We start from the raw sequence: 12,277 nt of genomic DNA, 5'->3' as shown, positions 1-12,277 counted from the left end.
AACACGGTCCAGGGGCGGCGCACATGAAGCCGGCGGCAACACGCCGATCCGCTGCGCCGCTCGCGGGCTTGCACGACGGCACGCCGGACGACGACGCGGCCTCGTATGCCACAATATCCGATCCTCACCGATCGGATATTGCCAACGTGACGCGTCGCCTGCTGATCCTCTTCGTGCTCCTTGCCGGGCTCGTGGCGGCGTGCGGTCTCACTTACACGTTTGCCTGGCAGCGCGGCATCGACAACCTCAGGCGCAACGCCTCGGTGCGCGTCGATCGCACCACCAACGCACTGAAGAGCACGCTCGAGCGCTACGAGTCGCTGCCTTATCTGCTCGCCGAACATCCGATCGTTCAGGACGTGCTGGTCGATCCGAGTCCGGCCAATGTGCAGCGGGCCAATCTCTACCTCGAAGACCTGAATCGCCACGCGCGCGCCACGGTCACGTACATCATTCCACTCGACGGCTATTGCGTGGCCGCCAGCAACTGGCGCGGACCGGGCAGTTTCATCGGCGCGGGCTATCAGTTCCGGCCGTATTTTCTCGACGCGGTGAAGGGCGGCGTGGGCCGCTTCTTCGGCATCGGCACGATCTCGCAGGCGCCGGGCTATTACATCTCGCAGCCCGTGCGACGCGACGGCAAGATCGTCGGCGTGGCCGTGGTCAAACTCGATCTCGAATGGTTTCAGGGCGCGGATGCGTCCGAGCCGCTCGTCGTCACCGACGATCATGGCGTGATCTTTCTTTCTTCGGTGCCGGCGTGGAAATACCACACGATCCGGCCGCTGTCCGGCCAGGTCGCGGACTCGATCTATCAGGCGCGCCAATATGCACAGCAGCCGATTCCGCCGCTGCCCGTGAGCATCGAGCGAACGCTCGAAGGCAATGCGCAGATCGTGCGCATCGGCGGCGGCCGCTATGCGCCGCGCTTTCTGGCGTCGCGGCGCGGCATGGGCGAGCCCGACTGGCATCTGCTCACGATGTCGCCCGTCGACCCGGTCGACTCCGACGCGCGCTATGCGACGATCGTCACCGCTTTCGGCTACGTCTCGCTGGCCTTGTTCGCGTTCTACTGGCGCATGCGTCGCGCGCGGGTTCGGGAAGTGATGCGCAGCCGTACGCTGCTGCAGAAGGCCTACGCCGAACTCAACCGACGCGTGGCCGAACGTACTGCGGATCTCTCGCAGGCGAACGAGCAATTGCAAAAGGAAGTGGCCGAACGCACGCGTGCCGAGCAGGAGTTGCGCGCCGCGCACGACGAACTGATCCAGGCCAGCAAGCTCGCCGCGCTCGGTCAGATGGCGGCCGGCATCACGCATGAACTGAATCAGCCGCTGGCGGCGCTGCGCGGCTTCTCGGACAACACACGCGTGTTTCTCGAACGCGGCGACCATGCCTCCGCGCGCGACAACCTCGAAGCGATCGCGGCGCTCACCGAGCGCATGGGCAAGATCACCAATCAGCTCAAGCTGTTCGTCGGCCGAGCGCGTCCGCGCAGCGCGCGCGCACCGATCGTGCGTGCGCTGCGCAACGCGATAGCGTTGCTGCAGAAGCGCCTGCAAGGCGTGGCGGTCGAACTCACCACGCTAGACACCGACACCGGCGCGCGCGCGCCGTTGAACCTCGCCGACGATCATCCCGGCCTGATCGGCAACTGCGACGATCTGCGGCTCGAGCAGGTGTTGATCAACCTCATCGGCAACGCGCTCGACGCCACCGCCGGCATGACCGTACCGCGCATTTCGATCGAAGTGGAAGTGACGGACGCGAGCCTGTCGGTCAACGTGCGCGACAATGGTCCCGGCATTCCCGACGACGTTTTGCCGCGCCTTTTCGAACCCTTCTTCACGACGAAGGAAATGGGCCAGGGATTGGGCCTCGGCCTGGCGATTTCCTCGTCGATTGCACGCGACTGTGGCGGCACGCTGGTAGCGCGCAACACAGCGGAGGGTGGCGCATTATTCGTACTGACGCTACGCCGCGCGCGCGTCCCGACCAGCCACACAACGGACCCGCTCACGACGGGCTCCTGAATCGAACGAGAAAGACATGCTGAACCACGGCCCGCAAGTGCTGTATATCGAAGACGACGAACTCGTGCGGCGCGCCGGCGTGCAGAGCCTGCAACTGGCGGGCTTCGAGGTGATGGGCCATGCGACGGCGGAAGCGGCCGCGAAAATGATCAGCGCGGACTTCTCGGGCGTGATCGTCAGCGACATCCGTTTGCCGGGTGCGAGCGGCCTCGAACTGCTGGCGCAATGTCACGAACGCGCGCCGGATGTGCCGGTGATTCTCGTTACCGGTCACGGCGATATTTCGATGGCCGTGCAGGCCATGCGCGACGGCGCCTACGACTTCATCGAAAAGCCTTTTGCGTCCGAGCGTCTGATCGAAACCGTGCGGCGTGCGCTGGAGCGCCGCAAGCTGGTGCTGGAGAACCTCGCGCTGCGGCGCGAACTCGCGGAACAGAATTCGGTGGCGCCGCGCATCATCGGCCGCAGTCCGGCGATCGAACAGGTGCGGCGTCTGATCGCCAATGTCGCGCCGACGGACGCGTCGGTGCTCGTCAACGGCGACACGGGTGCGGGCAAGGAACTGATTGCGCGCAGTCTGCACGAAATGTCGCCGCGTCGCGACAAGCCGTTTATCGCGGTGAACTGCGGCGCCTTGCCCGAGCCGATGTTCGAGTCGGAGATGTTCGGCTATGAACCCGGTGCGTTCACCGGCGCGGCAAAACGCCGGATCGGTAAGCTCGAACACGCGTCGGGCGGCACCTTGTTCCTCGACGAAATCGAAAGTATGCCGCTCGCGCTGCAGGTGAAACTGCTGCGCGTGTTGCAGGACGGCGTACTGGAGCGGCTAGGCTCGAATCAGCCGATCCGTGTGAATTGCCGCGTGGTGGCCGCGGCGAAAGGCGACATGGCCGAACATGTCGCGGACGGCTCGTTCCGTCGCGATCTGTTGTACCGCCTCAACGTGGTGACGATCGCGCTGCCGCCGTTGGGCGAACGGCGCGAAGACATCGTGCCGTTGTTCGAGCATTTTCTGCTGGACGCCGCCGTGCGTTATCAGCGTCCCGCGCCGATACTCACCGATCGTCAGCGCGCCGGTCTGATGCAGCGCGACTGGCCGGGCAATGTGCGTGAATTGCGCAATGCCGCAGACCGTTTCGTGCTCGGTGTCGCGGACGATCCCGTTATGTCGCTCGCCACCGACGACGGCGCGGCGACGCAGCCGCTGAAGGAGCGTGTCGAGCAATTCGAGCGGGCGGTGATCGCGGAGGCGTTGGAGCAGGCGGGCGGCGTCGTGGTGGTTGCGGCAGACCGGCTGCAACTCGGCAAAGCGACGCTCTACGAAAAGATCAAACGATATGGCCTTGCAGCCAAAGGGGAAGGGGAGCGGTGAGGAGCCGGCAGCGCGTTGCCGCCGGCCTGTTCAATGCAATACAGCTTTGGCTCCGATCGAGCCGCTTTCAGACTCAGGCGGCGTTCAGCGCCTTTTCCAGCAGCTGGTCGAGTTCAGCGAACTGCGGCTCGCCCACATAGCGCTTGAGAATCTTGCCGTCCTTGTCGACCAGGAAGGTGGTCGGCGTCAGCTGGACATTGCCGAACTGCTTGGCGGCCGAGCCGTCGTCCATGGCGACCTTGAAGGGCAACTGGCGCGTTTGCGTGTAGTTGGCCACGTACATCGGCGCGTCGTAGTTCATCGCGACCGCGACGAATTCCAGACCCTTGCCCTTATAGCGGTTATACGTCTGAACCATCTGCGGCATTTCCTTCATGCAGGTGTCGCAGCTCGTCGCCCAGAAGTTGACGAGATAGACCTTGCCTTTCAGGTCGGCAGTGGAGACTTTCTGGCCGGACAACAAGGTGAAGGTGGCGTCCGGTACGCGTTGCTGGCCGGCGAAGGCAAAGTAGCCCGCAACGGCGAGCGCCACGGCAACCACGGCCATGACGATGTAGCGGATCGGACTCGCGCGGCGCGCGGCGGTAGACGGATTGGAGCTCATGAACGGAACCTCGGGAGTCGCGCGGAACGCGCGGGACAGTGCGACGGTTTGGGCATTGCGCCCGGTGCTGCACAGCGTTGCTATTGTAGCGCCGATTGTAGCCCCGATCCCGGCCTCATGCCGGCGCTACGGCAGGGCGCTGGCCGGCAGCGGATAATAGGGCATTACATTTTCGTTAGTCCGGTCTTCTGTCCCCATGCTCCGAAACGTTTTCCGTACCGTAGTTCGTGATTTTTCTGTCCGTGGTCTGCTTGCCGCGCCTGGCTCGCCGGTCGTTCCGAGGTTCGACGCTGCGTCGGCTGGCGTGCCGCCAGTCGGAGTCAGAGTGGGCAAGGCGGCTGCCGTCCTGATGCTGAGCGGTGCGTTGCTGGCGTGTTCGCCCACCTACGACTGGCGCACCATCATGAATAACGACAATGGCTACACCGTCGATCTGCCGGCCAAGCCCGGCAACGATCAGCGCGCCGTGCGGATAGCCGGTACGCCGATGCAGATGGCCATGCAGACGGCCGAAGCCGGCGACGCCGTGTTCGCCGTGGGCACCGTCATGCTGCCGTCCGACGACCCACAGACCCAGCGTGCCGCGCTCGACTTCCTGCGCACCGGACTCGCTCGCAACGTCGGTGCCGCGCCCGACGCCCGTGCCGTGCAGATTCCATTGGCCGCCGGCGGTCAGGTGCTGGGCCTCGAAATGCACGTGAGCGGCGCGGCCGGTTCCCAGCACGAAACGCGCACGGTCTACGCGCGCATCGTGGCGCGCGGACGGCACGTCTATCAGGCCGCGATCATCGCTTCCAAACCGCTGCCGCAGGAACAGATCGACCAGTTTTTCTCTTCGTTCCAACTTTATTGAGCGCACGAAAAACGGTAGTTTTGTCCGATGCGGCTCGACGTGAATTGCGGCGCGCAGTGAAAGTTCCTTCGCAGCAACGCGCGCTAATTCCCGGTTTACGTTGAAGTTTTTGAGTTAGCCACATCGCCTGTGGATAACTCTGTTGAGAACTCGCCGTTTTTTGCCGCGGATGCCCAAGCCACGGGCATCCTGTCAGATTCGAGATAAACGGGGACACCGAAAAAAGTCAATCGAATCAATGCCTTTTGAGTTATGCCCAAGATGGACCTTTCAGATGTATCAAAATCTATCTGGATCGCGCACTTGTGCATAAGTCAAGTCTTGACAGCCGTTTTTTCTACTTATACCGACTGGAACGCGCGCCGATACTGGATCGCTTCGCCGATCTGCGCGGCGCTTGGCGTCGCCACGCCGGCGAGGTCGGCGATGGTGCGCGCCACCTTCAAAACCCGATAGTAAGCACGCGCTGACCAGCCAAAGCGCTCGCCGGCTTCGCGCAATAAGGATTCGCCCGCCTGGTCCGGCCGGCACACCTCGTCGACTTCGCGGCCGCCCAGTTCCCGATTCGGTTTGCCCTGACGCGCGAGTTGACGCTCGCGCGCTTCGCCGACCCGACGCGCGATGGCCGCGCTCGCCTCGCCGGACACGGTTTTTCGCGCGGACAACTCCGCAGGCGTCAACGCGGGAATTTCGATCTGGATGTCGATCCGGTCGAGCAGTGGCCCCGACAGTTTGCGCAGATAGCGCGCCGCGATCTCGGGCGTGCAGCGGCAGCGGCCGTTCGGATCTCCACGCCATCCGCACGGGCAGGGATTCATTGCGGCGATCAGCTGGCACGCTGCGGGGAAGTCGGCCTGCAGGGCGGCGCGTGAAATGGTGATGCGGCCGGCTTCGAGCGGCTCGCGCAAGGTTTCGAGCACATGCCGCTCGAACTCCGGCAATTCGTCGAGAAATAGCACGCCCAGATGCGCCAGGGTGATTTCGCCCGGCTGCGGCGGATTGCGTCCGCCGACCAGAGCCGCCGCGCTCGACGAATGATGCGGCGAGCGAAATGGCCGTTGCCGCCACTGCGCCGGGCTGAATCCGGCGCGACTCGCGGAAAGCAGCGCCGCCGAGGTGAGCGCTTCGTCGTCGGTCATGGGCGGCAGCAGGCCGGGCAGCCGCGCCGCCAGCATCGACTTCCCGGCGCCGGGCGGTCCGACCATCAGCACGTGATGCCCGCCCGCCGCCGCGACTTCCAGCGCACGCCGGGCGGCGCGTTGGCCGATGACGTCGGACATGTCGGGTAGCGTGTCGCTCGCAAGCTCGATGGGTTCTGGCGCGGCGACCGGCCGCAATTGGGCGTCGGCTTCGCCGGCCAGATGCGCGCAGAGCGACGGCAAGTCCGCGGCGCCGTACACATCCACGCCGGGTACCAGCGCCGCTTCGGCGGCGCTGGCCGCCGGAAGATAGAGTTGTGGAACGCGCCGGGTGGAACGCTCCGTATTGCCGGTGAATGCGTCGCCGCCGCCCGCTTCGCGGGAAGCCGCGCTACGCGCCGTGCCGCACGCCATCGCGAACGCGCCGCGCATGGGCCGCAGCGCGCCGGTCAGCGAAAGTTCGCCGGCGAACTCGCGATCGAGCAGGGTTTCGGTTGGAATCTGTCCGCTGGCCGCGAGGATTCCCAGCGCGATAGGCAGGTCGAAGCGTCCCGACTCCTTCGGAAGGTCGGCAGGAGCCAGATTGACGGTGATGCGTCTGACGGGAAAATCGAAGTTGCAGTTCTGCAGCGCCGCGCGGACCCGTTCACGGCTCTCGCGCACTTCGAGATCGGGAAGCCCGACGATGGAAAACGAAGGTAATCCGTTGGCGAGATGGACCTCGACGGTTACTTCGGGCGCGCGGCCAGAGGCCGGCGCGCGACTGCGCACCACGGCAAGCGACATGTTTTCTCCCGTCGGACAGCGCGCCTTGCGCGCACGCCCCCTAAAACGCTGATGACGTCACGGCTCGCTTGCCAGTGATGTGCAGCTCGACGCAGCTAGTTGGCTGCGAGCACGGCTTTACGGCGTTTGTGTCGTAACCGGCAGCTTCTGTTCGAGTTCGGCGACCCGGCGTTCGAGTTCTTCGAGACGCGCGCGCGTACGCACCAGCACCTGGGTCTGCGTATCGAATTCTTCGCGCGTGACCAGATCGAGTTTGGAGAAGCCTTGCGACAGCATGGCTTTCACGTTGCGCTCCACATCTTTGGCCGGCGAGTTCTTGAACAGCTCGCTCATGCGAGCCTGAAAATCGTTGAAGACATCGTTCGGTTGTTTCATGGTGTTCCCCTTGGTGCACAAAAAATGTGCATGTTTCGTTACGCCTGTGCTTTGTTACGGCGAATGGGCCGCCTTGGTGCATGCCTCTCGACCCGCCGCCGCCGCGTGAGCCCCTTTGGTGCGCGTGCGCGGCTTCAGACCCTGCAAACACTCTAGCAACGATCCAGATGGCGCGCCAGCGCGCCCCGTCAACGTTGGCCATCCGGCCAGGGCGGCTTGCGCCCGTTACGCAGCAGGCCGTGGACGAAGTCTGACACAACATGGCATGCGAGTTGCTGTTACTGCCCCGCGCGCTCTGCCGGCACGTTTTTACCGGCAGCGAAACGAGACCACGCGAACGGGTTACGGGTACGCAACGAGAGTTACGCAACGGGTTACGGGTTACGCAAACGGGTTACGCAACGGGTTACGCAACTAAGCGAGGGATTTCATGAAACTCATTACCGCAATCATCAAGCCGTTCAAGCTCGATGAGGCGCGCGAAGCCTTGTCGGCCATCGGCGTCTCCGGGATCACGGTGACGGAAGTCAAGGGGTTCGGCCGTCAGAAGGGCCATACCGAGCTGTATCGCGGCGCCGAGTACGTCGTCGACTTTCTGCCGAAGGTGAAGATCGAGGCAGCTGTCTCGGACGACATCGTCGACCAGGCGATCGAGGCACTGGAACGCGCGGCACGCACCGGCAAGATCGGCGACGGCAAGATTTTCGTCACGCCGATCGAACAAGTGATTCGGATTCGCACCGGGGAGACCGGGGCGGACGCTCTGTAATACAAAAGATAGCGACACAGATAGCGATAAGAGGAAACGAAGATGCGCAAATTATTGATGTCCTTGCTGATGGCCGGTTCGCTGCTTGCGGGCGGTATCGGCGCCGCCCTCGCGGACGACGCTTCCGCCCCCGCAGCCGCTTCGGCCGCTGCTTCCGATACGACGGCCAGCGCGCCGGCGCCTGACGCTGCGGCAGCACCTGCTGCCGCAGCGGCTTCGGCACCGGCCGCAGATGCGTCCGCCGCACCGGCTGCCAGCGCCGCCGCAGCCGCGCCGGCAGCATCGGACGCCGCGCCTGCCGCACCGACCGCGCCGTTCTCGGTCGATTCGTCAAAGATCAATTCGGGCGACACCGCCTGGATGCTGACCTCCACCGCACTCGTGCTGTTCATGACGATTCCGGGTCTGGCGCTGTTCTACGGCGGCATGGTCCGCAAGAAGAACGTGCTCGCGACGCTGATGCAAAGCTTCGCGATCACCTGCCTCGTGACGATCATCTGGGCGGTCGTGGGCTACAGCCTCGCGTTCACGCCGGGCGGCTCGTTCATCGGCGGGTTCTCGCGCGTCTTCATGACGGGCATGAACTACATCAAGGGCGACAAGGCCACGACGCTGACCGTCAGCCACCTGGCTCCGACGATCCCGGAAACGGTCTACTTCGTCTATCAGATGACGTTCGCGATCATCACGCCGGCGCTCATCACCGGTGCATTTGCTGACCGCATGAAGTTCTCGGCAATGCTCGTGTTCATGACGCTGTGGTCGATCATCGTCTACTCGCCGATCGCGCACATGGTCTGGGAACCGACCGGCTGGCTGGCTACGGCAGGCATCCTCGACTTCGCGGGCGGCACGGTGGTGCACATCAACGCCGGTATCGCCGGTCTGGTCTGCTGCCTGGTGCTCGGCAAGCGTGTCGGCTACGGCAAGGAAGTGATGGCTCCGCACAACCTGACGCTCACGCTGATCGGTGGCGCCATGCTGTGGGTGGGCTGGTTCGGCTTCAACGCGGGTTCGGCAGTGGCGGCAGACGGCCGTGCCGGCTTCGCGATGTTCGCAACGCAAATCGCAACGGCAGCAGCAGCACTCGCATGGATGTTCGCCGAATGGGCGGCCAAGGGTAAGCCGTCGGTGCTCGGTATCGTGTCGGGTGCCGTGGCAGGTCTGGTGGCGATCACGCCGGCTTCGGGCTTCGTCGGCATGACAGGTTCGCTCGTGATCGGCATCGTGGCAGGCGTGGTCTGCTTCTGGTCGGCAACGTGGCTCAAGCACAAGCTCGGTTACGACGACTCGCTCGACGCGTTCGGCGTGCACTGCGTCGGCGGTATCGTGGGTGCGCTCCTGACCGGCGTGTTCGCGGTCAAGGACATCGGCGGCGCGGACGGCAGCGTCATCCTGCAAGCCAAGGGCGTGCTGACGACGCTGGTCTACAGCGGTGTGGTGAGCTACATCCTTCTGAAGATCATCGACATGGTGATGGGCCTGCGTGTCACGGAAGAACAGGAACGCGAAGGTCTGGACGTGACGCTGCACGGCGAACACGTGGAATAAGCGATTCGGAGATTCCCCTGCAAGTTCCAAGGCTTGCGGATCAAGAATCAAGCGCAGCGACTTTGGCCCGCCTTCATGGCGGGCTTTTTTCTTTGCGCTCATCCTGGAAACGGTAGTTTCACCCGCCTATCATGGCGATAGCGAGAATGCATTCGCGTCCGCTTGCGAATGGAGAAACCGTCCCCAAATGGACAAAGCATTTGCTCTACAATCTTTTTTCTCCAGTCTGCGAGTGATCAATGGTTCCGCACCTAGTTACGGCGTTAAACGGCCCGCTGCTCGACCTCGAGCGGAAGATCCTCGACGCCACGCCCGCCATCGAACGCTGGTTCCGGCTCGAATGGCAGGAGCACACGCCGCCTTTCTATTGTTCGGTCGACCTGCGTAACGCGGGTTTCAAGCTCGCCCCGGTCGATACCAATCTGTTTCCCGGCGCGTTCAACAACCTGCCTCAGGAAGTGCTGCCGCTGGCCGTGCAAGCCGCCATGGCGTCGATCGAAAAAATCTGCCCCGACGCCAAGAATCTGCTGGTGATTCCCGAGCGCCATACGCGCAACGCCTTCTACCTCGAAAACGTCGCCCGCCTCGCCGCGATCATGCGCCAGGCCGGCCTGAACGTGAGATTCGGCACGCTCGACGAAAGCATCGTCGGGCCGGTGACCATTGCGCTGTCGGACGGTCAGAAGCTCGTGCTCGAACCGCTCGAACGCTCGCAGCGCCGCCTTGGCCTGAAGAATTTCGACCCGTGCTCGATCCTGCTGAACAACGATCTGTCGGGCGGCATTCCGCCGGTGCTCGAAAATCTGCACGAGCAATACTTGCTGCCGCCGCTGCATGCAGGCTGGGCGGTTCGCCGCAAATCCACGCATTTCTCCTGCTATGACGACGTCGCGAAGAAGTTCGCAAAGATGGTCGAGATCGATCCGTGGATGATCAACCCGTATTTCGCGCACGTCGAAGGCGTCGATTTCCAGGAACGCACGGGCGAGGAAGCGCTCGCGGACGCGATCGACGGCGTGCTCAAGAAAATTGCCAAGAAGTATCGCGAGTACGGCATCTCCGAGAAACCGTATGTGGTCATCAAATCGGATGCGGGCACTTACGGCATGGGTGTCATGACCGTGCACGACGCGTCCGAGGTGGCCGCGCTCACCAAGCGCGAGCGCGCCAAGATGGCGGCCACCAAAGACGGTCTCGAAGTGCATGACGTGATCGTGCAGGAAGGCGTCTACACCTTCGAGCGCATCGGCGAAGAAGTGGCCGAGCCGGTCGTCTACATGATCGACCGCTACGTGGTGGGCGGCTTCTATCGCGTGCACGGCAGCCGTGAGCGCGACCAGAATCTGAACGCGCCCGGCATGCACTTCGTGCCGCTCGGCTTCGAGCATACGGCTTTGCCCGACGCGCACGCGAAGCCCGGCGCGGCGCCGCCGAACCGCTTCTATATGTACGGCGTGGTGGCGCGCCTCGGCCTGCTGGCCGCGTCGGTCGAACTGGAAAAAACCGATCCGGAAGCAATCCAGGTCTAAGCCATTCAGGGTGGGCAATGGCGGCATGCGTGCCGCCATTTCTGTCTTCACCGACTATATTTACGATCAACGCCAGGCCCTCAAGGGCGCACGGAATCTCCATGGACATTCTTTTCATCGCCGATCCGCTCACGCAGTTCAAGATCTACAAAGACTCGACGTACTCGATGATGGCCGAGGCCGCACGCCGCGGCCACACGGTCCATACCTGCGAGCCGAAGCATCTGGCGTGGACGGGCGGCGACGTCGAGGCAAACGTGCAGCGCATCGAGATCGTCGGCGACGTGACGGACCTGCATCGCGAGACCTGGTACGCGGCCGACGCCGCCGCGCCGCGCTCGCTCAAGAGCTTCACCGCGGTGTTGATGCGCAAGGATCCGCCGTTCGACATGGAATACGTGACGTCCACCTGGCTGCTGGAACTGGCCGAACGTGGCGGCGCGCGCATCTTCAACAAGCCGCAGGCGATTCGCGATCACTCGGAAAAGCTGGCTATCGGCGAGTTCGCGCAATTCGTCACGCCTACCCTGGTCACGCGCGACGCCACTCGTCTGCGCGCTTTTCATGAGCAGCATGGCGACGTGATTCTCAAGCCGCTCGACGGCATGGGCGGCATGGGCGTGTTCCGCGTCAAGGCCGACGGCATGAATCTCGGTTCGATCATCGAAATGCTGAGCCACGACGGCGCGCGCTCGGTGATGGCGCAAAAGTTCATCCCCGACATCAAAGACGGCGACAAGCGCATTCTGCTGATCGGCGGCGAAGCGGTGCCGTATTCGCTCGCGCGTATTCCTCAGGGTAATGAGGTGCGCGGCAATCTCGCGGCCGGCGGCCTGGGCGTGGCGCGTCCGCTCACCGAACACGACCGCAAGATTGCCGACACGCTGGCGCCGGTGCTCGCCGCGCGCGGCTTGCTGCTGGTCGGCCTCGACGCGATCGGCGACTGGCTCACTGAAGTCAACGTGACCAGCCCGACGTGCTTCCGCGAAATCATGGATCAGACCGGCTTCGACGTGGCCGCAATGTTCATCGACGCGCTGGAGCGCGCGGCGGCCTGAGTCCGGGCCCTTGATTGCCGGCTGCGGCCCCCAAGATATGAGTGGGATCCGCAGCGAGCGGCAACGTGGCTTTGGCGCGAAAATGGGCCTGCTACAATGCCCGCTCGTCCGCGCCGGGCTGGGTTACTGGCGTCTTACACGCGCCATCGGCAAGAATCGCGGATTGTGAACGAGTGGCCTCACGACCGACGCCGTTTCGACTGGCGCG

10 protein-coding genes are annotated in these 12,277 nt (G+C 63.8%); 7 read left to right on the top strand and 3 right to left on the bottom strand.

What is annotated here, in order from left to right:
• The first annotated feature begins 23 nt into the window (after positions 1–23).
• Together P3T18_RS09135 and P3T18_RS09130 are read left to right on the top strand one after the other, a co-directional pair.
• Positions 24–2,033 carry a sensor histidine kinase gene (locus P3T18_RS09135; RefSeq protein WP_429299586.1) on the top strand — a complete coding sequence of 670 codons (2,010 nt, stop codon included), beginning with the start codon at positions 24–26 and terminating at the stop codon, positions 2,031–2,033.
• Between the two features lie 16 nt (positions 2,034–2,049).
• Entirely contained in the window at positions 2,050–3,405 is a 1,356-nt protein-coding gene (locus P3T18_RS09130) for a sigma-54-dependent transcriptional regulator (protein ID WP_429299585.1), read from the top strand.
• 73 nt (positions 3,406–3,478) lie between these two features.
• Here the strand turns inward: P3T18_RS09130 and P3T18_RS09125 are convergent, their stop codons facing one another.
• Positions 3,479–4,009: a TlpA disulfide reductase family protein gene (locus P3T18_RS09125; RefSeq protein ID WP_429299584.1), complete on the bottom strand. Its 531-nt coding sequence runs from the start codon at positions 4,007–4,009 to the stop codon at positions 3,479–3,481.
• Positions 4,010–4,358: 349 nt separating this feature from the next.
• Between P3T18_RS09125 and P3T18_RS09120 the strand changes: the two genes are divergently transcribed.
• Positions 4,359–4,862: a hypothetical protein gene (locus tag P3T18_RS09120; protein WP_429300077.1), complete on the top strand. Its 504-nt coding sequence runs from the start codon at positions 4,359–4,361 to the stop codon at positions 4,860–4,862.
• Between the two features lie 341 nt (positions 4,863–5,203).
• Here P3T18_RS09120 and P3T18_RS09115 read toward each other — a convergent pair whose 3' ends face one another.
• The gene (locus tag P3T18_RS09115; protein ID WP_429299583.1) at positions 5,204–6,787 is read right to left on the bottom strand and encodes a YifB family Mg chelatase-like AAA ATPase; all 1,584 of its coding nucleotides are present in this window, start codon (positions 6,785–6,787) and stop codon (positions 5,204–5,206) included.
• A gap of 117 nt (positions 6,788–6,904) precedes the next feature.
• Positions 6,905–7,162, bottom strand: coding sequence for an accessory factor UbiK family protein (locus tag P3T18_RS09110; RefSeq protein WP_154564624.1), 258 nt, complete (start codon positions 7,160–7,162; stop codon positions 6,905–6,907).
• 430 nt (positions 7,163–7,592) lie between these two features.
• On the opposite strand from P3T18_RS09110, the gene P3T18_RS09105 reads away from it, so the two are divergent.
• From P3T18_RS09105 to gshB, 4 genes are all read left to right on the top strand, one after another.
• Positions 7,593–7,931, top strand: coding sequence for a P-II family nitrogen regulator (locus tag P3T18_RS09105; RefSeq protein WP_006048089.1), 339 nt, complete (start codon positions 7,593–7,595; stop codon positions 7,929–7,931).
• A gap of 42 nt (positions 7,932–7,973) precedes the next feature.
• Positions 7,974–9,482 carry an ammonium transporter gene (locus P3T18_RS09100; RefSeq protein ID WP_429299582.1) on the top strand — a complete coding sequence of 503 codons (1,509 nt, stop codon included), beginning with the start codon at positions 7,974–7,976 and terminating at the stop codon, positions 9,480–9,482.
• A gap of 239 nt (positions 9,483–9,721) precedes the next feature.
• On the top strand, positions 9,722–11,011 hold the full coding sequence (gene gshA, locus P3T18_RS09095; RefSeq protein WP_179735804.1) for a glutamate--cysteine ligase: 1,290 nt from the start codon (positions 9,722–9,724) through the stop codon (positions 11,009–11,011).
• A gap of 101 nt (positions 11,012–11,112) precedes the next feature.
• Complete coding sequence (gene gshB, locus P3T18_RS09090; RefSeq protein WP_429299581.1) at positions 11,113–12,069, top strand: glutathione synthase; 957 nt, start codon at positions 11,113–11,115, stop codon at positions 12,067–12,069.
• Positions 12,070–12,277 lie beyond the last annotated feature (208 nt).

The organism is Paraburkholderia sp. GAS199 (assembly GCF_050436585.1).
In the GTDB taxonomy this organism is placed as follows: Bacteria; Pseudomonadota; Gammaproteobacteria; order Burkholderiales; family Burkholderiaceae; genus Paraburkholderia.
The sequence above is the reverse complement of the archived record's forward strand: the minus strand, read 5'-3'. Positions and strand labels throughout refer to the sequence as shown.

Coding starts and splice junctions, on each gene's coding strand:
- P3T18_RS09135 (WP_429299586.1), top strand. CDS start 24: ATGAAGCCGGCGGCAACACGCCGATCCGCTGCGCCGCTCGCGGGCTTG.
- P3T18_RS09130 (WP_429299585.1), top strand. CDS start 2,050: ATGCTGAACCACGGCCCGCAAGTGCTGTATATCGAAGACGACGAACTC.
- P3T18_RS09125 (WP_429299584.1), bottom strand. CDS start 4,009: ATGAGCTCCAATCCGTCTACCGCCGCGCGCCGCGCGAGTCCGATCCGC.
- P3T18_RS09120 (WP_429300077.1), top strand. CDS start 4,359: ATGCTGAGCGGTGCGTTGCTGGCGTGTTCGCCCACCTACGACTGGCGC.
- P3T18_RS09115 (WP_429299583.1), bottom strand. CDS start 6,787: ATGTCGCTTGCCGTGGTGCGCAGTCGCGCGCCGGCCTCTGGCCGCGCG.
- P3T18_RS09110 (WP_154564624.1), bottom strand. CDS start 7,162: ATGAAACAACCGAACGATGTCTTCAACGATTTTCAGGCTCGCATGAGC.
- P3T18_RS09105 (WP_006048089.1), top strand. CDS start 7,593: ATGAAACTCATTACCGCAATCATCAAGCCGTTCAAGCTCGATGAGGCG.
- P3T18_RS09100 (WP_429299582.1), top strand. CDS start 7,974: ATGCGCAAATTATTGATGTCCTTGCTGATGGCCGGTTCGCTGCTTGCG.
- gshA (WP_179735804.1), top strand. CDS start 9,722: ATGGTTCCGCACCTAGTTACGGCGTTAAACGGCCCGCTGCTCGACCTC.
- gshB (WP_429299581.1), top strand. CDS start 11,113: ATGGACATTCTTTTCATCGCCGATCCGCTCACGCAGTTCAAGATCTAC.